Genomic DNA, 24,958 nt, shown 5'->3' with positions numbered 1-24,958 from the left:
GCGCTGATGACGCACAACTGGGGAGACGAACAGCCCGGCGGCTACCCGCAATTGGGTGGTCTGCCGATGGCGCCCGTCGACCACTCGCGACCGATTGTGACCCGGCCGGGGATGGTGGTGTCGGCGGCCGTGCTGGCCTTCGTCCAAGGCGGCTTCACCGCGATCACGACGCTCGTCATGGTCGGAATGGCCATGCAAAAGACCGGAACGCATGCCGTGATGGCGCACGCTCTCTGGGGTCTGCAGCTCATCGCCATGGTGGCGCTGATCGCCGGCGGTGTCCTGCTGATCTTCGGCAAGAACCGGGCGGTGCTCATCGCGGGCAACGCCATCCACCTTGTGCTGTCGCTGCTCTGGATCGTCGTCGCCGTGCGGGTTCCCGGCACCGACCTTGATCCCGAGGATCCCGCCGGCGCCAAGAGTGGCCTCGTCCTCATCGCGATGGTCTTCAGCGTGCTGCCGGTCATCAGCCTCATCCAGGCAGGCGTCCAAAGCACTGGCACCTGGCTGCGCTTCCAGCGCGGCCGCTACTGAGCCAGCAGCTCGATCTGGGCGAGGCAGGCGACACCGTCGAAGACCAGTGAGTAGCGGCGGTACGGGCCCGGCGCCTTCACCTTGAAGGGCCGGGTCTGCCTGCGCCACGGGAATTTCTGGTCGGTGCGCTGGTCCAGCTCATCCCAGGTCACCCCGTCGATCGACCCGCGCAGCACCCAGTCGGTCGGGTCCGGGCCTTCGCCGCTCGAGGTGAGCGTGTAGATCAGCACCTCGGCCGGGCCCGTCTCGATCTCCACCGGACCGTCCACAACGGACTCCGTGCGCGTGGTGTCGTCGAACAGCGGGCCCGCCATGCCGCGCGTGACGTCGCGCAGCGGTGGGCCCGCGCCCAGCGCCGGGGGAGTGGCGTCGGGGCCGGTGCCCCAGTCCGAGGGCTCCGGGCCCATCTCGAACTCCAGTCGCGCGCCCTCGGCGAGCACCTCGTGGCTGATGTAGGTGAGCCCGTACGGTTCCCCGTTGACCCGCAGGCTTTGCACGTACACGTTGCGCCTGCCATGGTTCGCCGCGCTCACCACCAGCTCCCGCCCGTTCTCCAACCGCACCACCGCGCGCGGGAACAACGGCGAGCCGATCACATAGGTCGGGCTGCCCACGCGCAGCGGGTAGAAACCCAGGGCGCTGAACAGGAACCAGGCCGACATCTCGCCGTTGTCCTCATCACCCACATACCCCTGGCCGATCTCACTGCCCTGATAAAGCCGGGCCAGCACGTCACGCACCCTCTCCTGGGCGCGCGCCGGCTGGCCGGCCTGGCTGTAGAGGTACGGGATGTGGTGGGCGGGCTGGTTGCTGTGCCCGTACTGCCCCATCCGCACGTCGCGCGCCTCGGTCATCTCATGGATGACCCGGCGGTAGGACCCAGGGTGCCTGCCGGTCTCGGGGGTGGCGAAGTACTCGTCGAGCTTCGCGGCGAGCTTGTCCGGGCCGCCGTACAGCTCGGCCAGGCCCGCGCCGTCGTGCGGGACGGCGAACGCGGCGGTCCACCCGTTGGTCTCGGTGTAGTCGTGGCCCCAGACCTTGGGATCGTAGGACGCGGGCGACCACCGCCACCCGTCGGCCGGACCGCGGCCTTGGAAGAAGCCGATCCGCTGATCAAAGTGGTGAAGGTAATGGCGGGCCCGGTCGAGGAAGTAGGCGTGGTTGTCGTCATCGCCCAAGGCGGCGGCGAGGTTGGCGATGCCGAAGTCGTTGACGCAGCCCTCCAACGCCCACGACAGGCCCTCGTGGGTGCTGGTCGGCGTGTAGTGCAGGAAGATCGACCGCTCCAGCCCCTTGCGGCCGACCGACTCGTCCGGCGGCGTCACCGTCGCGTTGCGCAGGGCGGCGGCGTAGGCGTCACGGACGTCGAAACCGCGCACACCCTTGAGGTAGGCGTCGGCGAACGCGACGTCGGAACTGGTGCCGGTCATCAGATTCGCGTAGCCGGGGGAGGACCACCGGGAGACCCACCCGCCGTCGCGGTACTGCTGCAGGAACCCGTCGATCAGCTCACCGCAGCGGGTCGGGGCGAGCAGGGCGTAGGCGGGCCAGCAGGTGCGGTAGGTGTCCCAGAACCCGTTGTTGACGAACACCTTCCCGTCCACGATCGCGGGCGGGCTCACCGGGCTGGCGTAGCGCGGGCCCGACGCGGTCTCCTCGTATCCGGAATTCGGATAGAGGAACAGCCGATACAGACACGAGTACAGCGTCGTCAGCTCGTCCTCGCTCGCCCCCTCGACCTCGACCCGGCCGAGCAGCTCCGCCCAGTGCGCCCGCGCCCGATCCCGCACCGACTCGTACGTGTCGTCCGGGCCGATCTCCGCCTCCAGGTTGCGCCGCGCCTGCTCCGGGCTGATCAGCGACGTCGCGATCCGCACCGTCAGCACCGTCTCGCCCTCGGCCTCCGGCTCGAACCGCACCAGCGCGGTCCGCGCCCACGCCAGCCCCCGCAGCCGGTGCCCCGCCTCCCGGACCGGGCGGTCCACGGTGGCGTGCACGAACATCCGGCCCGCTCCCGCCGACAGCCCGCTGCGGACATCGGAGTGCCCGGTGATCGTCCCGTCCGGCGCGACCCGCACCGCCCCACCGAGGCCCACGTTGTCCAGCACCAGGTTCGCCTGACCCGGCGGGAAGGTGAACCGCAGCACCGCCGCGTGGTCGGTGGGCGCCACCGCCGCGCGGATCCCGTTGTCGAACCGCACCTCATAGCAGTGCGGGCGGGCGATCTCGTGCTCCCGGCGGAACGTCAGCGCCCGCGCCTCCCGCCCTACCTTCGTCTCCCGCGTCGGCATCAGGTGGAAGGTGTGCCGGTCGCCCATCCACGGACTGGGCTGGTGGCTGATCCCGATCGCCTGCAGCGCGGGCCGGTTCCTCGGGGTCGACCCGCGGTGGTACTCGTAGAACCAGTTCGTCACCGCCGCGTTCGTCACCGGCGTCCAGAAGTTGAACCCGTGCGGCACCGCCGTCGCCGGGAAAGTGTTGCCCCGGGAGAACTCGTTCGACGAGTGCGTCCCGCGCGTGGTGAGCACCCGGTCGACCGGGTCGAGCACCCGCCGCGGCACCGACTCCACCGCGAGGTCGTCGATCCACCCCGCGAACTCCACCGGGCCCTCCGGGCCGCGGTAGGCGACCAGGATCCGGGTGATCGTCCGACCCGCCGCGACCTCGCCCAGCCGCACCGACCGGTGATTCCACTGATCCGGGAACAGCGCCCGCGACCCGCCCTGCCCCAACGGGGTCATCGGGAACCCCAACTGGTCGACCGCGCCGAGCTCACTGAGGTACGTGCCGTCGTCGAACAGCAGGTCCACGGCCACATACGTGCTCGGATACCGCAGGTCGCCGCCCACCAGCTCCGGGAAGACCACGTAGCTCAGCACGGTGTCCGAGACCACCGGGATCTCCGTCCAGAACACCCGGTTCGTCTGGTGCCCGACACCCGACGCCGTGTGCGCGCCCTCGTACCGAAGCGCACACGAACCGGTGAACCCGGCCCCCGATCGGGCGGCCAGGGCGTCGGCCGGGCCGCCCTCGACCCTGGTCCGCAACGTGGCCCCGTCGGAGACCGCCGAACCGCGCGCGGACACCTCCACGGTGTCCGACCAGGTCGGGACGGCATCGTCGGGCTCGAACGACGTGCGGAAGGTCATTGATCAAGGGTAGGCCGAAATTCGAGTGGTCGGCGCCGCGACCCACCCGGCATGATGGGCAGCGGCGGGTGTCGACGAGGAAGCGGCGCCCGCCCACCCATTTTCCACGGTGACCGAGCTCATCCCACCAGCCCGGCGGGTTGGACCAGCCGGTACCCGCCCGGCCCATAAGGTTCGCCCCAACATCGAACTCTGTCGGGGAGGACCATGCGATGACGTCTGGGGCCGGAGAATCGTTCGTGGCCGATGTCGACCTCGAGGCCTGGCGGCGACCACTGGTCCCCTGGGTCGCCGGCGGCGTGATCGCCCTCCTCGCGGTGATCATCGCCACGGTCGCCGACGTGATCGGCGCCGGCGCCGCGATCCTCCTCATCGGCGCCGCGCTCGCCACCCCCGGTGCCAAACTCGGCGCCTACTACTTCCGCCGCCACCGCCGCGAGTCGCCGCTCCTGATCGACGTCGAAGGCGTGCGGCTGCCCACCGGCCAAGGCCCCGCGTTCCTGCCATGGGACACCCTGCGCGAGGTCGTCATCGACGGTCCCACCCTGCGCTTCCGGCTCCGCGCGGGCGTCACCCCCGGCACCGCCGGGGTGACCGGCCTGCACCGGCGCGACGCGTGGCCGGTCGCCTCCGGGCCCGGCCTGCCCCTGGACACCCGGCTGTTCACCCGCAGCCGCGGCGAGATCCTCGAAGCCATCGACCGCTTCTCCGCGGGCCGAGTCAAGTCCTCCACCGGCTGAACGTTCACTCGCTTGGAGTGATCACACAGCGACGTCCCGCCGCTACAGTTCGCGATGCCCGGCGGAGACCTCCGCAAGGCCGAGACGACGGCTGGAGGTGTGCGGCCATGATCGGAACACGCCGCCGCGTTCGTTCACCGCTGCTCGACCTCGTGCGGCTGCCCCCGGTCCGCCGCCACGGCGCGGGGTCACCCGACATCGCCATCGGACTCATCAGCGGCGACAACGACATCACCGCCCTCGCCGGCGTCCTGAGCGGCGACGCGCTCTCGGTCAGCCCGTTGTGCCCGATCCTGCCCCGCACCTGCCCCGACGCGGGCGTCACCCCGGGCGAGTTATCGGTCATCCTGGGCGAACTGCTCGACGGACCGGCGAACGTCATCGCCATCGGCACCGGCCTGCTCGACCCCAGCGGCGACCGTGATGTGCGTGAACGGCGCACCCTCGCCGAAACCCTCGACCGCGCCGCCGAACGCGGTGTCCTCATCGTCGCCGCGGGTGGCGCCCACACCGACCTGACCACCCACTCCTGGGTGCTGCCCGTCTCCTCCTGCGCACCGTCGGGCCGGGTCAGCTGGTTCGTCGACCTCGAAGACGACCCCCGCGGCCTCCTCGCCCCCGGCGAGAACCTCCCCGGGCCCACCGGGCCCGCCTCCGGCAACGGCGTCGCCGCCGCCCTCGTCGCCGGAACCGCCGCCCTCCTGCTCTCGCTGCACCCCCTCGCCGGCGGACACCGGGTCCGCTCCGCGCTGTCCATCGGCGCCACCAACCCCCGCCGAAGCGGCCCACCCCTGCTCGACGCGACCCGCGCCCACGAACACCTCGGCCTGCTCAACTTCGCCGCGGGGTGACCCGGCGGACTGTGTGTGACCGCTCACCCCAGCGACCGACCCGCCGCACGTGAGCCGTTCGGCGGCTACCCGAGGTGACCAATCGCACGCGCGCGGTACCGCCGTAATGACCATTGCGCGAAAGCGGTCCGCGTGCCCTGTGTAATCTCAACCCACGATGGCCACCACCACAGATCCGTCTCCAGACGTGGAAGAGTCCTTGGTCGCAGAGAAGATTGAGCACGCCGAAGCCCCCGTCGCCGATGAGCGCAGGGGCCCGCTTCCCGTGCGCACGATCGCCCTCGGCACGATCGGCAGCCTGATGATCCTCATCAGCGCGTTCGGCGCCGCGGGCATCCTCGTCAGCGACCCCGTCCTCGGCCACGGCCCGTTGTCGTGGATCAGATACGGCCATGGCCGCATGCTGGCCACCGTCGTGCTCTACCTCGGCTTCGCGCTGGTCGTGTGGGCGTGGATCCGGCTGGGCAGGCACGTGCTCGCGGGCCGGGTCGGCTCCCGGCCGGTCCTCGTCGCCGCCGCGTGCTGGATGGGCCCGCTGCTCATCTCGCCGCCGGTGTTCACCCGCGACGTGTTCTCCTACCTCGCCCAGGGCGCGCTGCCGCTCTACGGCGAGGACCCGTACGCGGTCGGCCCGATCGTGCTGGGCCTGCAGGAACTCGTGCAGAACGTGCACCCCTTCTGGCAGACCACCCCGGCGCCCTACGGGCCGCTGTTCATCCTCATGGCCAAGGGCATCGCCGCGATCGCCGGGACGAACATGATCCTCGGCGTCATCCTCATGCGCCTGGGGCTGCTCATCGGCCTCGGACTGCTGCTGTGGGCGCTGCCCGGCCTGGTCCGCCACCTCGGCGGCAACCTGCCGACCACCCTGTGGCTGGCCGTCGCCGGCCCGATGACCGTCGTGCACCTCGTCGGCGGCCCGCACAACGACCTGCTGATGGTGGGCTTCCTCGCCGCCGGAACGCTGTGCGTCCTCGAACGCAAGCACGTCGTGGGCATCCTGCTGGTGACCCTCGGCGCCGCGGTCAAGGCCACCGCCGCGATCGCCCTGCCGTTCCTGGTGTGGGTGTGGGCCGGTCACCTGAACTCGACGTTCTGGAAGAACTTCACCCGCGCCTGCGCCGCCGCCGTCGCCATCTTCGTCACCGCGTTTGCGGCCACCACATGGCTCGCCGGGGTCAACCTGGGCTGGTTCAAGGCCCTGCAGGCCCCCGCGATGATCGTCAACTGGCTCTCGCTGCCGACCGCCGTCGGCGAGATCATCCACACGATCGTCAACGTGGTCATCGACGCGAACAAGAGCTGGTTCGTCAACACCACGCGCGCGATCGGCGGCCTGCTGTTCTTCACCATCGCGATCCGCCAGTGGTGGCTCTCCCGACACGGCGGCTCCGACGCGGTCCGCCGCATGGCGTTCGTCCTGTTCGCCGTCGCGGTCCTCTCGCCCGCCACCCTGCCGTGGTACCTGACGTGGGGCTTCGTGATCGCCGCCGCGCTGCCGTGGCAGCGCCGCCAGCTCGCGATCCTGGCCAGCGCCGCGGTGTTCCTGGTGCTGACGTACTCGCCCGCCGGTGAGGACCTGCTCTACAACTGGCCGTTCATCGCCGGTGCCATCGCCGTGTCGGTGCTCGCGGGAATCTCCCTGCTGCGCAACGACCCGCTTGGCCTGTTCGGCGAACGGCAGGAACTCGTCACCCTCCCCGCGAAGGTCTGACTCCGCTCTCCGCGAAACGACGGGCTAGGCGCGTGAACACGCGCCTAGCCTCGCGGACATGCTGATCACCGAAAACCTCACCCTGATCCGTTTCCCCATCGGCCAGGCCTACCTGTGGCGCGACGGCGATGATCTGACGCTGATCGACACCGGCACGGCGGGCTCAGCCCAGACGATCGCCGACGCCGTCACCGGCTTAGGACTGACCACGGCCGCGATCAAGCGAATCGTGCTCACCCACGGGCACAACGACCACACCGGCAGCGCCGCCGAGGTGCGCGGCAGGCATGGAGCACCCGTGTTCGCCCACCGCGCCGACGCCCCTCTCGTTCGTGGGGAAGCGGGGCCGCCGGAGCCGGTGCTGCAGGACTGGGAACGCCCGCTCTTCGACGAGATCGTGCCTACCGTCCCCGATGCGGTGCCGTGTCCGGTGGATGTGGAGCTGGAAGGTGGGGAAGTCCTGCCGTTCGGCGGGGGTGCCCAGGTGGTGTCGGTGCCGGGCCACACCGACGGCAGCATCGCGATCTTCCTGCCGGAACACCGGGTCTTGTTCACCGGCGACACCATCGCGTACTACGAGGACAAAGTGATCCTCGGCGTCTTCAACTCCGACCCGGACCGCGCGATGGAGTCGTTCCGACTGCAGGCGGAACTCGACGTCGACATCGCCTGCTTCGGCCACGGCGACCCGGTGGTGGGCGAAGCCGCAGCCGTCCTGCGCTCAGTGATCGCCGCACACACTGCCTCTTAAGCCGCTACGGGCTGGTGGCCAACACAGCACATCCCAACCCCACAGACCCCCACCGCCGACCTTCATCTAAACGAGTTCTAAACGAGCGCGGGCGAAGAGAGCGTCAAAGTCCCGTTATCGGCGTCCAGCACAGCCGCAGCCCCGAGCGGCACGGTGAGCTGCCCAGGGCAATGCCCAAACCCGAGTTCCCACACCATCGGCACACCCAAGCTGCCCAACAGATCCGCCACCACCGGCCGAACGTCACCACACCCAGCCCAAGACCCCAACGCGATCCCGGAAACACCGGTAAACCACCCAGCCCGAAGCAGCTGGGTCAGCATCCGATCAACTCGATAGGGCTTCTCGGTCACATCCTCCAGCAGCAAGATCGACTCATCCGGCGGCGGAGCAGATCCAGGCGCCCCAAGCGTCCCGACAATCAGGCTCAACGTCCCGCCGACAGTCACACCCGAAGCGACCCCATGCCCCGCAGTCGCAGCGCGAGGACCGATCAGCTCAAGCACAGACTCCGGTGAGAACAACGTCGACCGAAAATGCTCTTGCGCCGCAGAGTCGAACAAGTGCCCCGCGATCATCGGCGAGAACAAGGTCGACAGGTTCAGCGCCGCTCCAAGTTCGTCGTGCAAGATCGTCACATCGCTGGACCCGGCGAACACCTTCGGGCCCGCCGCGGCCATCGCGTCGAGGTCGAGCAGGTCGACCATCCGCTGACACCCGTAACCCCCGCGAGCACAGAACACCGCGTCGACATCCGGGTCGCACCAGGCGCGGACCAGGTCCGCGGCCCGGTCGGCGTCACGCCCAGCCAGGTACGGCAGGGAGGGATGCCGGTCGAGGACGTGTTTGCCGACCTCGACCCGCAGTCCCCACGACTCCAGCACCGCCACGCCCCGCTCCAGCTGCTCGGGGTCCACCGGACCGGCGGGCGCCACCACGGCGACCGTCGACCCGGGGCCGAGCCTGCGTGGGCGGGACCGCGTCACCGTCGCAGCTCCAGCACGGGCACACCGGGTGGGGTGAACCCGAAGACCTGCCCGTAGAACGACATCTCGCCCTCGTGCGCGGCGATGATCGACTCGGACTTGCGGAACCCGTGCTGCTCGCCCTCGAAGGTCAGGTAGGCGTGCGGGATGCCGGTGCCGTCGAGCCCGGCGACGAACCGGTTGGCCTGCTCCGGCGGGCACACCTCGTCCTCCAGGCCCTGCAGCAGCAGCACGGGGCCTGCGAGCTCGTCGATGTGGTTGATCGGGGAGCGCTCGGCGTAGCGGTCGGCGTGCTCGGGCAGCGACCCGACCAGGCCCTCCAGGTAGCGAGACTCGAAGTCGTGGGTCTCGCCGCCGCCGCTGGTCCAGCTCGACAGGTCGAGGATCGGGAAGTGGATGGCGCCGCACGCGTAGGTGTCCACCGTGGTCATCGACGCCGCCGCCGTCCAGCCGCCCGCGCTGCCGCCGCGCACCGCGAGGCGCTCCACGTCGGCCGTGCCCTCCGCGGCGAGCGCGGCCGCGACCGTCGCGCAGTCCTGGACGTCGACCACACCCCACTGTTCTTTGAGGACGTCGCGGAACTCGCGGCCGTACCCGGTGGAGCCGCCGTGGTTGACCGCGACGACACCGACGCCGCGGCTGGTGAAGTACGCCAGGCTCAGGCTCAGCACAGGGGAGTAGGCCGAGGTGGGCCCGCCGTGGACGTGCACCACATACGGGGGCAGCTCACCCTCGGGCGCGGCGAAGTCGGGGTTGGTCGGCGCCAACACGTACGCGGGGATCTTCCGCCCGTCGGCGGAGACGAACGTCCGCTCGACCGGGCGCGGCAGGTACCGCTCGTCCGGTATCCCGGTCGACGGTTCGGACAGCACGGTGAGCTCACCGTTGGACAGGTCCAGCGACACAACAGCGGGCTCGGACACTGGTCCGCCTGCGACCGCGGTGACGACCCCGTCGACGGCGCTGATGTCCGACGCCCAGCTCGGCAGGTCGGTGTCGATGTCGGTGACCGTGCCGCTGCGCTCGTCGAGCACCGCGAGCCGCCCGCCGCGCAGCACCGCGAACCGGCCGCGGCCCAGCGGGGCGAACCAGCGGTAGCCCAGCATCCACAGGGGGCCGCCGAGTTCCTCCTCGCAGGGGGCGAGGTTGACCGCCGTGCCGTCAAGGCCGACGCGGTGCAGGTTCCACCAGCCGTGGGGGTCGGTGAGCACCAGCAGCGAGTCCTCGGCCTCCCACTCCACCTGGCACACCGCCTCACCGGCACCACCGACCACGACGCGGTGCGCGCCGAACGTGCCGTCCGCGAGGACCTCGGCGACGCACAGTGCGGCGCTGTCCCACGGCATGTCCGGGTGCTCCCAGCCGAGCCACGCGGCGTAGCGGCCGTCGGGGCTGGGCTTGGGCGCGGTCATGAAATGGTGCGACGCGGCCAGCACCTGGGGCTCGCCGCCGGAGAGCGGCACGGCGACCAGGTCACGCCGCACATCGATCGGCCGGTCCCCGGTGACGGTCTCGCGCACGCACCACACGTGCGCACCGTCCGGCCCGGCGATCAGGTCGGCGTAGCGCGCGCCCTGCGGCCGCTCCGGCACCGGGCTGATCGGCGCGGGCTCACCCTTGCCCTCGATGTCGACGGTGTGGATCCGCTGGTCGTCCCAGTTGGTGAACGCGACGATGTCGTCGAAGACCACATACGGGTTGCCGCCGTACTCGTGGACCCGGTTGCGCACGTTCCAGGGGGCGGCGACCACATCCCGCGCCCCGGCCCCGTCGTGGCGCACCAAGGCCAGGCGCCCGCCGTCGGCGGGCCTGCTCTCGGTCCACCACACACCGGAGGCGTGCGTGCTCGTCCACCCGGGGCGTCGGCCCGACTGCGCCACCACGGCCGCGTCGATCGGCGATGCCCATGTCCCATACGAAGCGATCTTCACCACAGCGATGACACTACCGATCACCGTCGCCGAAGCGGATACCGTGGAGGGGTGACCCTCCCGACGGGGGCAGGGCCTGCCGGCCACAACGATGTGCAATAGGGTTTGGGGTGCCATGGCCCGTGTGATCCACGTCTTCCGCCAGCCCGACCGCTTCATCGCAGGCACGGTCGGGCAGCCCGGCGACCGCGTTTTCTACCTGCAAGCCGTCGAGAGCGCCCGCACCGTCAGCGTGACCATCGAGAAGCAGCAGGTCGCGGTCCTCGCCGAACGCATCGGCTCACTGCTCGAAGAGGTCCACCGCCGCTTCGGCGCGGAGCTGCCCGGCGACGTCCCCGACGACCAGGTCGACGCCGACCCGCTGCAGGTGCCCGTCGAGGAGGAGTTCCGCGTCGGCACCATGGGCCTGGGCTGGGACGCCGAGAGCAGCGCCGTCGTCATCGAGCTGCTCGCGGTCACCGAGGGCGAGGTCGACGAGTCGGTCGTGCTCGACGACACCGAGGAAGGCCCCGACGCCGTCCGCGTGTTCCTCTCGCCGCTGGAGGCCCGCGCCTTCGCCGACCGGGCGGGCAAGGTCGTCAACGCCGGCCGCCCACCGTGCCCGCTGTGCGCCGAACCGCTGGACCCGGCCGGGCACGTGTGTCCCCGGCAGAACGGGTACCGCCGCACCGAAGAGGCCTGACCAGCCGTGCGCCCCACCGACCCGGCCGCCGGGGACTTACTGCTGCACGGCTCGATCGACATCGAGGGCAGGCTCGTCGACGCCTCGAACACCACCCTGTTCTGCGCGGTCGAACTCGACGGCGTGCGGGCGCAGTGCGTGTACAAGCCGGTCGCCGGTGAGCGCCCGCTGTGGGACTTCCCCGACGGCACCCTCGCAGGCCGCGAGGTCGCGTCCTACCTGGTGGCGCAGGCGGCCGGGCTGGCGCTGATCCCCCCGACGGTCTTGCGCGACGGCCCGGTCGGCCCTGGCATGGTGCAGCTGTGGGTCGACACCAAGGACGGCGACGACCTCGTCGACGTGCTCCCACCCGACGAGGTGCCCACCGGGTGGCGCCCCATCCTGCGCGCCCACGACCGCCGAGGCGAACCCGCCGTCCTGGTCCACTCCGACCACCCCGACGTCGCCCGCCTCGCCGCCCTCGACGTCGTGATCAACAACGCCGACCGCAAGGGCGGCCACGTCCTGCACAGCACCGACGGCGGCGTCTACGGCGTCGACCACGGCATCAGCCTGCACGCCGAGAACAAGCTGCGCACGGTGTTATGGGGCTGGTCGAGCGAACCGCTGCCCGAGGACACCCTCGACGCCTTGGCCACCCTGCGCACCGCCTTGGACGCGGATCTCCCCGAGGCGTTGTCGCCGCACCTGACGAAGCGTGAGATCAAGGCATTGCGCTCCCGGGTGACACGGTTGCTGGCCGCCCCGATCTACCCGAGGCCAGACCCCGAACTCCGCCCGATCCCATGGCCCGCGTTCTGACGTGATCGCAGTAGTCATGGCGGATGCCACCGCCGTGAACGCGTGCCAGAACAGGGGCGGCAAGTTCCCGTCCGACCGGAAGAAGACCGAGGTCAGCAGCCCGGTCAGCGCCAGTGGTGAGTTCACCTCCGGCAAGTACGGCAAGGTCTCCGGGTCGCTCACCCTGGTGTCGCCGAGCGCTACCCTGAACTGCCCAGGTGGACAGCGAGAGGTCATGTTGTCGGTCACCTACACCAACGTCGCCGTCTCCGGCGGCGGTGACACCGCGCCCATTCCGGGCACGTTCTCCCGGACCTTCATCACCGTCTAAGGCGCTTCCCACAGCTGGAACCGGGTTCCCTGGTCGTCCGCGCACTCGACCAGCAGCCCGTACGGCTTGCGTTGAATCTCCTCGGCCGTGCCGTTGTTGGCGCGGACCCGCTCCAGCGCGGCCTCCAGGTCGCTGACCCGGTAACAGAGCTGCACCTCGGGTCGCTGCGACCGGTCGCCCCAGATGCCGAAGTCGGCAAGCCCCGGCACTCCCCACGCGTGGGGGAGTGACCCGGGTTCGAACTCCCAGCCCAGCACCGCCCCGTAGAACGCCTTCGCCTTCTCGTCGTCAGCCACGACCATCGTCGTGTACGACACCTCACCAGGACGGTGGCGCGTCGCCGTGGGCGGTGGCGTGTTGAGCAGCCAGCGGTGGCCGAACGGGTCGACAAACGCCGCCACCCGTCCATACGGCTGGTCCTCAGGCCGCCGCTCGATCGCCGCGCCCCGCTGCTCGGCGAGCGTGACCGTGGCGTCCACATCCGGGACCTGCACGTGCAAGGTCGTGCTGAACGTGCGCGGCGAATCAGGCGCGGCCACCGGAACCTCCCCGACACCGCCCTCGGCGAGCATCAGCACCGCGTCGCCGATGCCGATCTCGGCGTGCCCGATGGCGCCGCCCTCCATCTCGTACACCTCGCCGCGCTGGTGGCCGTCGAACACCTCGATATACCAGTCGATCGCGGCGCGGGCGTCGCTCACCGCGATGTACGGGCTCAGCGTCGGCCCCCACCCCAGTTCGCTTTCCGGAACCACGGTCTTGGTCTTCTGTGCGGTCATCTCACTCGCTCCTGTCGGGCCGAGGACCGCGCGGCGCAGGCGCTCACGCAGGTCGTCGGCGAAGATCGGGTCCGGGTCCACCGGCTGGATCGGTGCGCGGAGGGCGTCCATCGGATCGGTCATGCCAGCCCTCCTTCCCCTGGTAGGTCTTGCGGAACGCGCCCCGCGCGCGCACGAGCAACGCCTCGGTGGCGTGCACCGTGCGGCCGAGGCAGTCGGCGACCTCGGGAACCGGCAGCCCGTCGAGGTACCGCAGGGTGAGCGCGGCCCGGTGGTGCGGGCCGAGTTCGGCGAGAACGTCGCGGGCGGCCATCACGTCCAGGTGGACCTCCCACGGGTCCTCGACGTGCTCTGTCTCGCCGTCGAGCGCCGCCAGCCCGCGTTCCTCGCGCCGCCAGTGGTCGGCGAGCTTGTGCCGAGCCACCCCGATGAGCCAGCCCGCTGTTCCGCCTCCCCGAAATTTTTGGGTTAGTCACCTAGCGTCTCATGGGGCGGTCTGGTGGGCACCGTGGTCGGGTTCCGTCACGGTCCCCTTAGGTCCAGTTGGATGGGGGCGGCGAGCGCGGTACCACCGTGGCCGCGTGCTCACCTCCCCATCGTCGCTCGGGGCACGACTCCAACGGGTGCACCCCGGACTTTCTTTCGCACCACCCGCGAGTCGCCCCTCCAGACAAACGAGTCGCCCTTTCGGGCAGGTGAGTTCGCCATTCGTGCCGCGCGAATGTTGAACTCACTCGCCTGGAGGGGCGACTCGCGGGTGGAGGGCTTGGCGGCGTGCCTGGCCCCGCGCCGGCGGTGGGCTCGCTACCTTGGCGGGCGTGCGCTCACATGACTATGGCCGCGACATCCTCTCCGGTGGGCGGGCCCGCAAGCAGATCCCCGAGGTGCTCGCCGAACCTGGCGTGGTGGTCGAAGACCCGGCCAGCGGGTTCTGCGGCGCGGTCGTCGGCTTCGAGTACGGCAACGTCGTGCTCGAAGACCGCCGCGGCGGGCGCAGGCTCTTCCCGCTGAACCCGGCCGGGTTCCTCCTCGACGGCGCCCCCGTCACCCTGATCCGCCCACCGGCCGCGCCGGCGCCGAGCGCGCCGAAGGTGTCGGCGTCCGGGTCGGTGAAGGTGCAGGGTCACCGCGCGCGGACCGCGCGGGAGAGCCGGATCTGGGTGGAGGGCATCCACGACGCCGAGTTGGTGGAACTGGTGTGGGGGCACGACCTGCGGGTCGAGGGCGTGGTGGTCGAACCCCTCGACGGCATCGACCATCTCGCCGACCGGGTCGCGGAGTTCGGCACCGGCCCGGGCAGGCGCCTCGGGGTGCTGGTCGACCACCTGGTGTCGGGCAGCAAGGAGTCCCGGGTCGTCGACGGGCTGCGCGACGACAACGTGCTCGTCACCGGTCACCCCTATGTGGACGTGTGGGCGGCGGTGAAACCGTCGGTCGTCGGGATCGCGGCGTGGCCCACGGTGCCGCGCGGGATCGAGTGGAAGGTCGGGGTGTGTGACGCCCTGGGTTGGGGTGAGCCCGCCGACGGGTGGCGTCGGGTGCGGGCCGCGGTCACCGGGTTCCGCGACCTGGAACCGCCGCTGGTGGGGGCCGTGGAAAGGCTGATCGACTTCGTCACCGACCCGGGGGAGAACTGACTGGTCACGACACGGTTCGAGTTGGTCCGATCAGCCGATGCGGGTCGCGGATATCTGTCACGATGTGCCCATGGCGCTGATTTGGCTCATCGCTGGAATCGTCCTGATCGCGGCCGAGATCCTGTCGGGTGACTTCTTCCTGCTCATGATCGGTTCGGCGGCGCTGGCCGGTGCGGGGGCCGAGGCTCTTTTCGGCAACACCTTCGTCTCCGCCGCTGTCTTCGCGGTCACGGCGCTCGGGTTGATCACCGTGGCCCGGCCGTGGCTCAAGGCCCGGATGCACGGCGCGCACATCCCGGACAACGTGGCCGCGCACATCGGCGGCACCGCCACCGTGGTGTCCACAGTGGACGTCAACGGCGGGCGCATCAAGCTCAAGGGCCAGGAGTGGTCGGCGCGCGCGTTCGACGAGTCGCAGGTGTTGGAACCGGGCACGGCCGTGACGGTCGTGGAGATCTCCGGTGCGACCGCGGTGGTCTGGGCCGAGCGTCTGTAATCGCGCGCATCGTCGCGCCGAAAATTGGAGGTACCGGTGGATCCCACCACCATCATCGTCGCCGTGTTCGTGGTGCTCTTCGTGCTCACGGTCGTGGTCAAGTCCATCCTGGTCATCCCGCAGGCGCAGTCGGCGGTCATCGAGCGGCTGGGGCGCTTCCGCACCGTCGCCGAGCCGGGCCTGAACTTCCTGGTCCCGTTCCTGGACCGGGTTCGGGCCCGCATCGACCTGCGCGAGCAGGTCGTGTCGTTCCCGCCGCAGCCGGTGATCACCCAGGACAACCTGACCGTCTCGATCGACACGGTCGTGTACTTCCAGGTCACCGACTCGCGGGCCGCGGTGTACGAGATCTCCAACTACATCATCGCCGTCGAGCAGCTCACCACCACGACGCTGCGTAACGTCGTCGGTGGCATGAGCCTGGAGCAGACGCTGACCTCCCGTGACCAGATCAACGGCCAGCTGCGCGGGGTGCTCGACGAGGAGACCGGCCGCTGGGGCATCCGCGTGGCCCGCGTCGAGCTCAAGGCGATCGACCCGCCGCCCTCCATCCAGGACTCGATGGAGAAGCAGATGCGCGCCGACCGTGAGAAGCGCGCCATAATCCTCAACGCCGAGGGCCAGCGGGAAGCGGCGATCATGACCGCCCAGGGCCAGCGCCAGAGCCAGATCCTCTACGCGGAGGGCGCCAAGCAGGCCACCATCATGGCCGCCGAAGCCGACCGCCAGTCCCGCATCCTGGCCGCCCAGGGTGAGCGGGCCGCCCGGTACCTGCAGGCGCAGGGCCAGGCGAAGGCGATCGAGAAGGTGTTCGCCGCGATCAAGGCGAGCCGCCCCACCCCGGAGGTGCTGGCCTACCAGTACCTGCAGACCCTGCCGCTGATGGCCCAGGGCGACGCGAACAAGGTGTGGCTGATCCCCAGCGACTTCAACAAGTCCCTCGAGGGCTTCGCCCGCATGCTCGGCGCCCCCGGCGAAGACGGCGTCTTCCGCTACGAGCCCCCGGCCCCGGACCCGGAGGCTTCCCGCGCGGAGGACGACGACGCGGCAATCGCCGAATGGTTCGACACCTCCACCGACGCGCGCATCGCTGAGGCGGTCCGCAAGGCGGAAGCCGTGGTCGACGCCGATGTATCCGCTGGGTCGCCGGTGCCGCCCGCGCCTAAGCAGACGTACGAGCAGCCTGCGGGTATCGGTCCGTCGGTGCCGCAGTCACCGATGCCGGGGATGCAGTTCCCGATCGCGGCCCCGGACAGTGAGCGCACTCAGGCCATGCGGCCGCCACCGCAGCCTGGTCAGTAACGCGGATGTGATTCCGGCCCCTCTTCCTGGTGGAGTAGGGGCCGGAGTGCGTTGGGAGGTCTGTCCCGCAGAGGATGGGCGAGTTCGTCCTGAGGCAGCTTCGCCCACACGATCGCCACCGCCGCCACCACCGCGGGCACCAGCCCGGCGATGAGGAACGTGTTCGTCAACCCGATCGCCTCCGACACCGGCCCGGCCACGGCCATCGACACCGGCATCAGCGAGATGGACACGAAGAAGTCCAGTGACGCGACCCGCCCAAGCAACGCGGGCGGCACCCGTCGTTGCAGCAAGGTTCCCCAGATGACCATCGGCGCCGAGAACATCGCGCCGAGGACGAAGGCGGCCGCGACGACCACCCATACCTGGGTGGCCATGCCCATCACGACCATAGGCAGGCAGCCGACACCCCAGGTCAGGTTCATGGTGGTGAGGTACCGCCGGGGCATGGGCAGCGACGCCATCGTCAGCGAGCCGACCGCCCCTCCGATGCCGAACGCGGCCAGGACCCAGGCGTGGTCGTCCGGGCCGCCGCCGAGGCGGTCCTTGACCAGGAACGGGACGAGCACGTCAAGCGGGCCCATGATCACGAACACCATGACGCTGGCGAACAGCAGTGTCGCGAGCAGCCAGGGTGTGCGGACCATGTAGACGAAGCCCTCACGCATGTCGGTCAGGGCGCTCCTGACCGGGTGCACGGGGGCGGCGTCGGGGTCGATCTCGCGGCGGACGACGGTTTTCGGGACGGCGGTCAACGCGACGAACCCGAAGGCCGCGGTGGCGGCCGCGAGAGCGACGGCGATGCCGGGGGAGAAGGCGCCGACGGCCATGCCCGCCACGGCCGGTCCGGCGGCTTGGCCGATGGTGGGGCGGACCATGCCCTCGAACCCGTTGACGGCCATCAGGTCCGACTCGGGCACCAGGGCGGGCAGCCACGCCGAGTACGCCGGGTAGTAGAACGCCATGCCCATGCCGGTGATGAACGAGACCACCGCGAGGTGCCAGATCTGCGTGGTGCCGGTCAGCGACAGCAACGCGACCAGGGTCATGCCGCCGAGTTCGATCGCGGCCACGCACAGCAGGATCGTCTTCTGCGGGACCCGGTCGGCCACAACACCCGCGAGCAGCGCGGGCAGCAGGACGCCGATGGCCGAGGCAGTGGAGACGATCGACAGTTGGGCCGGGCCGCCGCCGATGCGGATGACCTCCCACACCAGGGCCACGATCCACACGCCGTGGGCGAAGGTGTTGAGCACCAACGCGAGCGCGAGCCGCCGGTAGGCCGGGGTGCGGAACGGGCGCAGCACGCGCGGCAGCTGCTTGGGTGCCGCGGTGGTCGCGAGGTCGGGTTGCTCGGCGGCGGTGGTGGGTGCGTCGCCCTGGTCGGGCATCGGTGTCTCCGTCGGGTGGTGGGTGTGGTCCCGATTGTGTCGGGACGCACCGACAACTATCGGGTCATTCGGAAAGTGAAGTAGTCGACGTGCCAGCCGTCCTTGTCGATCCCGTGGGTGGCGATGGTTTTCACGCTGAACCCGGCGGCTTGGGCGCGCAGGTGGTCGACGTCGCCGGAGGTGCCGAAGAAGATCAGCATGCGCCCGTCGTCGGCCAGGTGGTCGCCCACGTTGGCGAAGAACGCGTTGAGCGCCCGGTAGCCGGGGTCGGTGCTGGCGTTCTCGAGGTGATCGCGCGGGGTGAACCAGCGGAACGGCGGGTCGAACACGATCAGGTCGAACACGCCGGAGACATCGCTGAACACGTCGCTTTGGCGGACGTGGACGCGGTCGCCGACACCGTTGCGCTCGGCGTTGGCCTTCGCGGCGGCCAAGGCGTGCGGGTTGGTGTCCACGGCGGTGACGTCGGTGGAGCGGGACGCGGCGAGGACGGCGTTGACTCCGCAGCCGGTGCCCATGTCGAGAACCCGGTCAGCGGAGGTGACCTCGTCGAGCACCGCCTGGCCCAGCAGGTGCGACACCGGGGTGATCGGGTGCACGCGCGGCGGGACCACGAACGTGCGGCCCAGGTAGTCGAAGGTCTGGTCGGTGTCGACCTGCGCGGAGCGGTACGCGGACTCGTGCCAGCGTTCGATCCGGGCGACGTCCTCAGGGCCCATGGTCGGCTGGTGTTCCATCCTTCGAACCTAACCGTGCCCGCCACCGGTTTTAGGCGAGCCGACGACGGCGTCGGCAACCCCTCGGGCGCGCGCGACGTGCTCGGCTTCGGCCTCGATCGCCGCGGTGATCGGTTTGGTCAACCGCTGGAACGGGGTCACCGTGATGGTGACCTTGCGGGCCGTCGCCTTGGCCCGCCACGCGCCCACGATCTCACCGTCGGCCAGCACGGCGCCGGGGTTGCCGATGGGACGCCACAGTTCCTTGCGGCGCAGGGCGTCGGGCACGAGCAGGTCGCGGTCGCGGGCCTGCAGCAGCGGGTCGAACGGGGGCAGCAGCCGCACCAGCCGCGGGTCCGGCGCGTCGCGCAGCGCGGCGACCGCGTCCTCGGGGAGGTAGGCGGTGCGCCCGTCGACGGTGACCTCGCCCAGCCCGTCGGGCCACATCGCGGCGGCCTCGGTCCTGGTCGTCTCCAGGAACGCGGCGGCCTCGGCTCTGCCCGCGGGCCCGTGCAGCCGCAGGTAGGCGCTGATCAGCGACCCGGCGCCCGCGGTCTTCTTCGGCACCCGGTGCCGCCCGGGCAGCGGGCTGAGCATCGTGGGGCGGGACTGGCCGTGGACTTCGACCCCCGCGGCCAGCCCGACGAGCTGGAACAGGCTGCCGTAGACGTGGGTGGCCTCGCAGGTGCGGCAGTCGTAGGAGTACTCAGCGGGCAGCCGGGCGGTGACCTCAGTGCTGACCTCACCGCGGGTCTTCTCCCGGTCGACGACCGCGCGCATCGCCTCCGCGCCCGCGGTGAACGCGGTCAACCCCGGGATGCCCGCCTTCTTGAACACCACACCCGCGCCGCTGAGCCGGGCGATGGCGTCCGCGTCGCTTCGCGGCCACAACCGGGCGGCCATGGTCGCCACCTCGGCGCGGCGAACCATGTGCGGCGCACCACGGAAAGTCCACACCGTGCCTAACGCCGGGTCGTCGAGATCGGCGCCGCCGGGAAGCCGGGCCGCCATGGCCACGCGCGGGGAAGACGCACCGGCGTCCTGGATGCCGAGGTCGAGTACCGGCAGGTCAGCGCAGCGCTCGGTGTCTCGGTGCAGGCCGTGCGCGGCGATGCGGTAGGCCAGAACTCGGGTGCGGTCGACGTCCACCGACCCATGATGACGCAGGGAACCGACAGTTACCTGGCTTGCAGGGAGGGCCGGGGCCGGGGCAGGCCGCGGCTCCAGCGGACGAAGTCGGCCGGGTCGAACCGGTCGGACTGCTCGTCACACTCGCGGCGGTCGAGCGTGGCGCGACGGAGGATGCGGACCAGGCCGACGTGCTGCAGGCGGCCCCGACGGACCTCGAACCCGGTCCATTGCTGCGTCACGTGCCGTCCCTTTCCCTGCCATGTCCACGAAACCTCTTCGCAATCATGCCTGGTGGGAACGCGGCTTGGCCTATACCAACCGACTATCACATGATCCTATGGGCCATATGAGTGACGGCCGGTCCCGGCGTCGCGCCGCAGCTCGCGGGCCGGTTGACCGGCTCCAGGCGTTCGCTGACCGCGACCCGCCACACCCGGCCGTCACGGTGGGTCACCGGGATGAGCCAGTCACCGTCACCGCGCTCGGGGGCACCCACGACCAGGTCATCGGCGCCGCGAACGCCCAGGTGGTCGCGGACGGCGAGTTCGGCGACCTGACCGGGCGCACCCCAGGTGGACCGGCCACGGCAGCGCTCGGTGGCGACGCCGACACCGGAGAGCAGCCCGTGGGCGAACCCCGGGTCCAAGGCGCCGTAGGCATACCCCGTGGGCAGCAGCAACGCGGTCGGCGCGAACCGGTGCCCACCGAGATGGGTCGCCTCCCACACCGCGTCCCCATGCTCGACAGCGAGACCCTCCGCGATCGGGCGGCCCAGCAGCGCGCAGCACACGTCACGGCGCCCATTGGTGCACACCAGCAGCAGGGGACCCGCGTGCGCCGTCCCGAAGTCTTCGACGTCGCCCGCGCCCCAGGCGGCGAAGTCGTGGTCGAGCAGGTGCTTCGCCTCGACCACCGCTCCCGCCCGCAGCTGGGTGCGGCCCGGCGCGGTGTGCGCGAGGTAGACGCGCGCGGGCCTCGGGGTGTGCCGGTCGGGGTGTCTGCCGGGACGGCGGATGAGGACGACGCGCACACCGGTGCCCTTGGCCCGGTCGGCGAGTTCGGCGCCGACGGCCGGGTCGAGGTGGCTTTCACGCAGGGCGTCGCGGCCCCACGGGCCGGGCTGTTCCAGGCACAGCCAGGTCGCCGCGGTCGCGGCCGTGCCCGCGAGTGGTTCGTTCAGCGTGCGGGACAGCACCGAGCAGGCGGTGTCGGGCAGCGCCGGGGGAGTCGTCGCCATCGGCCCAAGACTCTCACGCGCATACCGCCGTCCGTTTGGCATCCTCCTCCGGCTGAAGCAGAAGGATTCCAACGCGACTACCGCACAAGGAGGTGGTGACGTTGAGGTTCACGGCTCGCGGGCTCGCCCAACGGCGGGCCTCCCCGTGCAGTCACGGCATACCCTGCCGCGAATCGAATATTCAGTGCCGCGTTCACGTCGGCGTTGGCGGCGAAACCGCAGGACCGGCAGCGGTAGGCGGCTTGGCTCTCGCGCGCCTCCCGGTCCACGGTCCCGCATGCCGAGCAACGCTGACTGGTGAATTGCGGGTCGACTTTTACCACCCGCGCCGGGGCCTTGTGCTCTACGCGGGTCACCAAGTGCCCCCACCCGTTGGCGAGGATTCTCCGGTTCAGGCCCGCCTTCTGCCGCACACCGCGACCCGGCGCTTCCCGGGTGCCTTTCGCCGACCGGGTCATGTTGGTGATCTTGAGGTCTTCGACTGCGATCACGTCGAAGTCTCGGGCCAGGCGAGTGCTGGTCTTCTCGACCCAGTCCTTGCGCCGGTCGGTTTCGCGGGTCTTGAGCTTCGCGATCGCAGTTTTGACCTTGCCGCGCCGGTTGGAGCCGCGTTGGGCCCGGGCGAGTTTGCGTTGCAGCCGCAGCAGGCGGGCCTTCTCGCTGTCGCGGAGGGTGGGAACGGTCAGCAATTCTCCGGTGGACAGCGCGGCCGACACCGCGACGCCTCGATCCACACCCACCGCCGCACCCGTGCCCGGTCCGGCGATGGGCTCGGGCACCATGGCGAACGCCGCGTGCCAGCGCCCCGCCTGGTCGCGGGTGATGCGGTAGGACTTCACACCGTCGGCGACCGCACGTGACCAGCGGAATCGCACCCACCCCACCTTGGGCACCTTCACCTCGCCGACCTTGCGGGAGACCCGTCGTACATCGCCCGGTTTGACCGCCACGATCCGGAATCCCTCGGCCCGTCCGCGTCGGCGCCAGGTCGGGCGCCGGTGGGTCCGGCCGAAGAAGTTGGCCATCGCCTGGGCGAAATCCTTCAACGCCTGCTGCTGTACAACCACCGACCCGGCCGCCAACCACGGGTTCGCCGACCGCGCCTGCGTCAACTGACGACACTGCTCGACAAACCCCGGCGCGGCCTTGCGCCCCGACTGCCAGTGAGCGTGCTGCTCCACCGCGAGATTCCACACGAACCGGGCATGCCCACAATGCTCCAACAACACCCGCTCCTGAGCGGGTGTCGGCTGAAGTCGGAACCGGGACATGCCGATCAACCTAGCGACCAGCACCGACAGAATCGGTAGACACCGGTGAGACCCCAGGCCTGAACACAGGGAGCATCCTCGGTGGATCCTGGTGAAGTTCAGTTCGAGGTGTCGGCTGCTCGACCGATCCGGTCCGCCAGACCGCGCAGGCGCTCGATCAACTCCGGGGGTTCGCGCACCTCGAACTCGCAGCCGATCATCGAGATCCACACCGCGATCCCGTCGAGATGATTCGCACCTACCCGCAGCGTGCAGGTGTTCTCGTCGATCGGTTCGAGCACCCCGGCCGACGGCGAGACGTGCTCCGCGGCCGCCTGCGCGGACAGATGCAGGGTGATGACCGCCTGGTACTGGTACGCGGCGTTGGACAAGCCGTAGCTGGTGTAAGCGGCCAGGTCTTTGTCCGGCGGGTCACGCGGGACGAACTTCGGGCCGGTGGGGACGCGCGGGGTGAGCCGATCCACCCGGAAAGTCCGCCAGTCGTCGCGGTCTACGTCGAACGCGACCAGGTACCAGCGGCGCCCGGTGTGCACGAGCCGGTGCGGCTCCACACTGCGCAGCGTCTCCTCACCGTCGTGGTTGCGGTAGTCGAACCGCAGGCGCTCGTTGTCCCGGCACGCGTTCGCGATCGCGGTCAGCGTGCTCGGATCGACCGTCGGACCGCCGCGGTGGATCGGCACGGTGATCGACTGCAGCGAATGCACCCGGTTGCGCAGCCGCGAGGGCAACACCTGTTCGAGTTTCGCCAGCGCCCGCACCGAGGTCTCCTCGATACCCGCGATCGTGCCCCCGGACGCCGTCCGCAGGCACATGGCCACCGCCACGGCCTCCTCGTCATCAAGCAGCAGCGGCGGCAGGTCGGCCCCGGCGCCGAGCCGGTAGCCGCCCGCGGTGCCGGTGACCGCGTGCACCGGGTAGCCCAGGGAACGAAGTTTGTCGACGTCGCGGCGCACAGTCCGGTCGGTGACCCCGAGCCGGTCGGCCAGGTCCGCACCCGACCAGTCCCGCCGGGTCTGGAGCAGTGACAGCAGCCGCAACAGGCGGGCCGAGGTTTCCAACACGGTGTCAGTCTCTCAGCTATTGCGGACAACCAGTGTCCGCCAGGCACTCCCGCAACCGGGCCAAGCCCTCGTCGATCTCCTCATACCGGATGGTCCCGAACCCCAAGGCGAACCCCGACCGCCCACCGGTGTGCTCACACAAACCCTCCACAGTGTTCACACCAACCCCACGCGCCGCCGCCACCGCCGCGTCCACCGCCGCCGGCGTCTCCGCGAACACATGCAGTCCCGCCGCCGACGGCACCACCCTCGCCACCCCGGCGAAATCCCGCTCCAGGACCCCCACGATCCGCGCGTGCCTGCGCCCGTACTCCCGCCCCGCACGCCGAACATGCCGCGCGAGCAGCCCCTCATCGATGAACTTCGCCAACGCCAGCTGCCCGGTCACCTCCCCATGCCAGTCGCACAGCTGCCGCGCCGCCCGCACCGCCTGACGCACCGCCGGGGGAGCGACGAGGAACCCCAACCGCAGCGCGGGCAGCAACGTCTTGGAGAACGTCCCCACATAGACCACCCGCCCCTGCCCGTCGAGGCTCTGCAATGGCTCCAGCGGACGGTCGGAGAACCGGAACTCACTGTCGTAGTCGTCCTCCACCACCACCGCACCCCGACGCCCAGCCCACGCCAACAACTCCGCCCGCCGCGCCACCGACATGGGAATGCCGAGCGGGAACTGGTGCGACGGAGTCGTGTAGACAACCCGCGCCGACGACGGCAGCGCCGCCACCACCAACCCCTCGGCATCCACCGGCACACCGACCACACGCGCGCCATGCGCGGCGAACAACCGCCGGGCGGGCAGATACCCAGGCTCCTCCACGGCGACCACGTCACCCGGGTCGATCAACACCCGCGCGATCAAGTCCAGCGCCTGCTGCGCGCCCTGGGTGATCACCACATCGTCGGGCCCCGCGTGCACCGACCGCGCCAACCCGACATGCCGGGCCACCGCCTCCCGCAGCACCCGCTCACCCGCCGGGTCGGCGTAATCCGCGGAACGCACCGCCGAGCGCCGCAGACTCGCCGACACCAGCCTGCGCCACGTCGCCCACGGGAACAGATCCACATCCGGCACACCCACCCGGAAGTCGAACCGCGGCTCCCACGACGGCGACTCCACGGGCACCGACCGCCACCGGGCACGGGGGAGCACCTCCGCCGACGCCCGCGCCGACCGCGACCGCGTCGCAGGCCGATCACACACGAACGTGCCCGCACCGACCCGGCCCACCAGGAACCCCTCGGCGGTCAGCCGGTCATAGGCCACCCCGACGGTGTTGCGCGACACCGACAGGCGCACCGCCAACTCACGGCTCGGCGGCAGCCGCTCACCCGGACGCAACCGCCCATCAAGCACCGCGTCGAGCAGCTGCCGGTAAATCTGCGCCGCCAGGTCACCCCGACCCGACAAGGTCACATGGATGTCCACCGACACCTCCATATTGGCCCAGTCAGAACGGTTCGAATTGGAGCTTATCCCTAGCCAAT

At 70.5% G+C, this 24,958-nt stretch carries 23 protein-coding genes and 1 pseudogene; 11 read left to right on the top strand and 13 right to left on the bottom strand.

Translation table 11 applies throughout. From position 1 onward, the window contains the following. Positions 1-6: 6 nt before the first annotated feature. A complete protein-coding gene (locus tag ACUZ2Y_RS04100) occupies positions 7-534 on the top strand; it encodes a hypothetical protein (protein ID WP_476327035.1) in 528 nt (175 codons plus the stop codon). On the opposite strand, the gene ACUZ2Y_RS04095 is transcribed toward ACUZ2Y_RS04100, so the two are convergent. Next, positions 528-3,683: a GH92 family glycosyl hydrolase gene (locus ACUZ2Y_RS04095; protein WP_476327033.1), complete on the bottom strand. Its 3,156-nt coding sequence runs from the start codon at positions 3,681-3,683 to the stop codon at positions 528-530. The two genes, ACUZ2Y_RS04100 and ACUZ2Y_RS04095, sit on opposite strands and share 7 nt — an antisense overlap. A gap of 212 nt (positions 3,684-3,895) precedes the next feature. Here ACUZ2Y_RS04095 and ACUZ2Y_RS04090 point away from each other — a divergent pair, with 212 nt between their 5' ends. The 4 genes from ACUZ2Y_RS04090 to ACUZ2Y_RS04075 all read left to right on the top strand — a co-directional run bounded on the left by ACUZ2Y_RS04090 (position 3,896) and on the right by ACUZ2Y_RS04075 (position 7,739). Next, positions 3,896-4,423 (top strand): hypothetical protein, encoded by a 528-nt coding sequence (locus ACUZ2Y_RS04090; RefSeq protein ID WP_476327029.1) that lies wholly within the window; start codon positions 3,896-3,898, stop codon positions 4,421-4,423. 107 nt (positions 4,424-4,530) lie between these two features. After that, positions 4,531-5,274 (top strand): S8/S53 family peptidase, encoded by a 744-nt coding sequence (locus tag ACUZ2Y_RS04085; RefSeq protein ID WP_476327027.1) that lies wholly within the window; start codon positions 4,531-4,533, stop codon positions 5,272-5,274. 157 nt (positions 5,275-5,431) lie between these two features. Continuing rightward, the gene (gene mptB / locus ACUZ2Y_RS04080; protein ID WP_476327025.1) at positions 5,432-6,988 is read left to right on the top strand and encodes a polyprenol phosphomannose-dependent alpha 1,6 mannosyltransferase MptB; all 1,557 of its coding nucleotides are present in this window, start codon (positions 5,432-5,434) and stop codon (positions 6,986-6,988) included. Positions 6,989-7,046: 58 nt separating this feature from the next. Continuing rightward, on the top strand, positions 7,047-7,739 hold the full coding sequence (locus ACUZ2Y_RS04075) for an MBL fold metallo-hydrolase (protein WP_476327023.1): 693 nt from the start codon (positions 7,047-7,049) through the stop codon (positions 7,737-7,739). A gap of 77 nt (positions 7,740-7,816) precedes the next feature. On the opposite strand, the gene ACUZ2Y_RS04070 is transcribed toward ACUZ2Y_RS04075, so the two are convergent. Both ACUZ2Y_RS04070 and ACUZ2Y_RS04065 read right to left on the bottom strand, forming a co-directional pair. After that, positions 7,817-8,725: a S66 peptidase family protein gene (locus ACUZ2Y_RS04070; protein WP_476327021.1), complete on the bottom strand. Its 909-nt coding sequence runs from the start codon at positions 8,723-8,725 to the stop codon at positions 7,817-7,819. Next, on the bottom strand, positions 8,722-10,659 hold the full coding sequence (locus ACUZ2Y_RS04065; protein WP_476327019.1) for a prolyl oligopeptidase family serine peptidase: 1,938 nt from the start codon (positions 10,657-10,659) through the stop codon (positions 8,722-8,724). The genes ACUZ2Y_RS04070 and ACUZ2Y_RS04065 overlap by 4 nt, the downstream gene beginning before the upstream one ends. Positions 10,660-10,771: 112 nt before the next feature. Between ACUZ2Y_RS04065 and ACUZ2Y_RS04060 the strand changes: the two genes are divergently transcribed. The 3 genes from ACUZ2Y_RS04060 to ACUZ2Y_RS04050 are packed head-to-tail and all read left to right on the top strand — an operon-like array spanning position 10,772 to position 12,449. Next, entirely contained in the window at positions 10,772-11,338 is a 567-nt protein-coding gene (locus tag ACUZ2Y_RS04060; RefSeq protein ID WP_476327017.1) for a DUF3090 domain-containing protein, read from the top strand. A gap of 6 nt (positions 11,339-11,344) precedes the next feature. Further along, positions 11,345-12,139, top strand: a complete 795-nt coding sequence (locus ACUZ2Y_RS04055) for an SCO1664 family protein (RefSeq protein WP_476327015.1) — start codon at positions 11,345-11,347, stop codon at positions 12,137-12,139. A gap of 1 nt (position 12,140) precedes the next feature. Further along, the gene (locus tag ACUZ2Y_RS04050) at positions 12,141-12,449 is read left to right on the top strand and encodes a hypothetical protein (protein ID WP_476327013.1); all 309 of its coding nucleotides are present in this window, start codon (positions 12,141-12,143) and stop codon (positions 12,447-12,449) included. Here the strand turns inward: ACUZ2Y_RS04050 and ACUZ2Y_RS04045 are convergent. Then, positions 12,446-13,351 carry a VOC family protein gene (locus ACUZ2Y_RS04045; RefSeq protein ID WP_476327011.1) on the bottom strand — a complete coding sequence of 302 codons (906 nt, stop codon included), beginning with the start codon at positions 13,349-13,351 and terminating at the stop codon, positions 12,446-12,448. The genes ACUZ2Y_RS04050 and ACUZ2Y_RS04045 overlap by 4 nt on opposite strands. Before the next feature lie 4 nt (positions 13,352-13,355). Then, positions 13,356-13,673, bottom strand: a pseudogene (locus ACUZ2Y_RS04040) (RNA polymerase sigma factor); the annotation flags it as partial. A 373-nt stretch (positions 13,674-14,046) separates the two neighbouring features. On the opposite strand from ACUZ2Y_RS04040, the gene ACUZ2Y_RS04035 reads away from it, so the two are divergent. The 3 genes from ACUZ2Y_RS04035 (at position 14,047) to ACUZ2Y_RS04025 (ending at position 16,663) form a co-directional block, all read left to right on the top strand. Beyond that, the gene (locus tag ACUZ2Y_RS04035) at positions 14,047-14,865 is read left to right on the top strand and encodes a DUF3097 domain-containing protein (RefSeq protein WP_476327009.1); all 819 of its coding nucleotides are present in this window, start codon (positions 14,047-14,049) and stop codon (positions 14,863-14,865) included. A 70-nt stretch (positions 14,866-14,935) separates the two neighbouring features. Continuing rightward, on the top strand, positions 14,936-15,361 hold the full coding sequence (locus ACUZ2Y_RS04030; RefSeq protein WP_476327007.1) for an NfeD family protein: 426 nt from the start codon (positions 14,936-14,938) through the stop codon (positions 15,359-15,361). Positions 15,362-15,397: 36 nt separating this feature from the next. Further along, entirely contained in the window at positions 15,398-16,663 is a 1,266-nt protein-coding gene (locus ACUZ2Y_RS04025; protein ID WP_476327005.1) for an SPFH domain-containing protein, read from the top strand. Here the strand turns inward: ACUZ2Y_RS04025 and ACUZ2Y_RS04020 are convergent. The 8 genes from ACUZ2Y_RS04020 to pdxR form a co-directional block, all read right to left on the bottom strand. Beyond that, positions 16,657-18,054 (bottom strand): MFS transporter, encoded by a 1,398-nt coding sequence (locus ACUZ2Y_RS04020; protein WP_476327003.1) that lies wholly within the window; start codon positions 18,052-18,054, stop codon positions 16,657-16,659. The genes ACUZ2Y_RS04025 and ACUZ2Y_RS04020 overlap by 7 nt on opposite strands. Before the next feature lie 56 nt (positions 18,055-18,110). After that, complete coding sequence (locus ACUZ2Y_RS04015) at positions 18,111-18,791, bottom strand: methyltransferase (protein ID WP_476327001.1); 681 nt, start codon at positions 18,789-18,791, stop codon at positions 18,111-18,113. 9 nt (positions 18,792-18,800) lie between these two features. After that, a complete protein-coding gene (locus tag ACUZ2Y_RS04010) occupies positions 18,801-19,919 on the bottom strand; it encodes a winged helix DNA-binding domain-containing protein (RefSeq protein ID WP_476326999.1) in 1,119 nt (372 codons plus the stop codon). A gap of 29 nt (positions 19,920-19,948) precedes the next feature. Continuing rightward, the gene (locus ACUZ2Y_RS04005) at positions 19,949-20,140 is read right to left on the bottom strand and encodes a hypothetical protein (RefSeq protein WP_476326997.1); all 192 of its coding nucleotides are present in this window, start codon (positions 20,138-20,140) and stop codon (positions 19,949-19,951) included. An 86-nt stretch (positions 20,141-20,226) separates the two neighbouring features. Continuing rightward, positions 20,227-21,138 (bottom strand): sucrase ferredoxin, encoded by a 912-nt coding sequence (locus ACUZ2Y_RS04000; RefSeq protein WP_476326995.1) that lies wholly within the window; start codon positions 21,136-21,138, stop codon positions 20,227-20,229. 77 nt (positions 21,139-21,215) lie between these two features. Beyond that, positions 21,216-22,409, bottom strand: a complete 1,194-nt coding sequence (locus ACUZ2Y_RS03995) for an RNA-guided endonuclease InsQ/TnpB family protein (protein ID WP_476326993.1) — start codon at positions 22,407-22,409, stop codon at positions 21,216-21,218. Positions 22,410-22,507: 98 nt separating this feature from the next. Continuing rightward, positions 22,508-23,470: a helix-turn-helix transcriptional regulator gene (locus ACUZ2Y_RS03990; RefSeq protein WP_476326991.1), complete on the bottom strand. Its 963-nt coding sequence runs from the start codon at positions 23,468-23,470 to the stop codon at positions 22,508-22,510. A 16-nt stretch (positions 23,471-23,486) separates the two neighbouring features. After that, complete coding sequence (pdxR, locus tag ACUZ2Y_RS03985) at positions 23,487-24,899, bottom strand: MocR-like pyridoxine biosynthesis transcription factor PdxR (RefSeq protein ID WP_476326989.1); 1,413 nt, start codon at positions 24,897-24,899, stop codon at positions 23,487-23,489. Positions 24,900-24,958: the final 59 nt, after the last annotated feature.

This window comes from Actinokineospora sp. UV203, from assembly GCF_056323665.1.
Note: the sequence above shows the minus strand (reverse complement) of the source record. Positions and strands in the feature narration are given on the sequence as shown.

What these genes read in the sequence shown, in the direction of transcription:
- ACUZ2Y_RS04060 (WP_476327017.1), top strand. Translation starts at nt 10,772, where the DNA reads ATGGCCCGTGTGATCCACGTCTTCCGCCAGCCCGACCGCTTCATCGCA.
- ACUZ2Y_RS04095 (WP_476327033.1), bottom strand. Translation starts at nt 3,683, where the DNA reads ATGACCTTCCGCACGTCGTTCGAGCCCGACGATGCCGTCCCGACCTGG.
- ACUZ2Y_RS04045 (WP_476327011.1), bottom strand. Translation starts at nt 13,351, where the DNA reads ATGACCGATCCGATGGACGCCCTCCGCGCACCGATCCAGCCGGTGGAC.
- ACUZ2Y_RS04000 (WP_476326995.1), bottom strand. Translation starts at nt 21,138, where the DNA reads ATGGCGACGACTCCCCCGGCGCTGCCCGACACCGCCTGCTCGGTGCTG.
- ACUZ2Y_RS04015 (WP_476327001.1), bottom strand. Translation starts at nt 18,791, where the DNA reads ATGGAACACCAGCCGACCATGGGCCCTGAGGACGTCGCCCGGATCGAA.
- mptB (WP_476327025.1), top strand. Translation starts at nt 5,432, where the DNA reads ATGGCCACCACCACAGATCCGTCTCCAGACGTGGAAGAGTCCTTGGTC.
- ACUZ2Y_RS04020 (WP_476327003.1), bottom strand. Translation starts at nt 18,054, where the DNA reads ATGCCCGACCAGGGCGACGCACCCACCACCGCCGCCGAGCAACCCGAC.
- ACUZ2Y_RS04085 (WP_476327027.1), top strand. Translation starts at nt 4,531, where the DNA reads ATGATCGGAACACGCCGCCGCGTTCGTTCACCGCTGCTCGACCTCGTG.
- ACUZ2Y_RS04030 (WP_476327007.1), top strand. Translation starts at nt 14,936, where the DNA reads ATGGCGCTGATTTGGCTCATCGCTGGAATCGTCCTGATCGCGGCCGAG.
- ACUZ2Y_RS04090 (WP_476327029.1), top strand. Translation starts at nt 3,896, where the DNA reads ATGACGTCTGGGGCCGGAGAATCGTTCGTGGCCGATGTCGACCTCGAG.
- ACUZ2Y_RS03995 (WP_476326993.1), bottom strand. Translation starts at nt 22,409, where the DNA reads ATGTCCCGGTTCCGACTTCAGCCGACACCCGCTCAGGAGCGGGTGTTG.
- ACUZ2Y_RS04075 (WP_476327023.1), top strand. Translation starts at nt 7,047, where the DNA reads ATGCTGATCACCGAAAACCTCACCCTGATCCGTTTCCCCATCGGCCAG.
- ACUZ2Y_RS04100 (WP_476327035.1), top strand. Translation starts at nt 7, where the DNA reads ATGACGCACAACTGGGGAGACGAACAGCCCGGCGGCTACCCGCAATTG.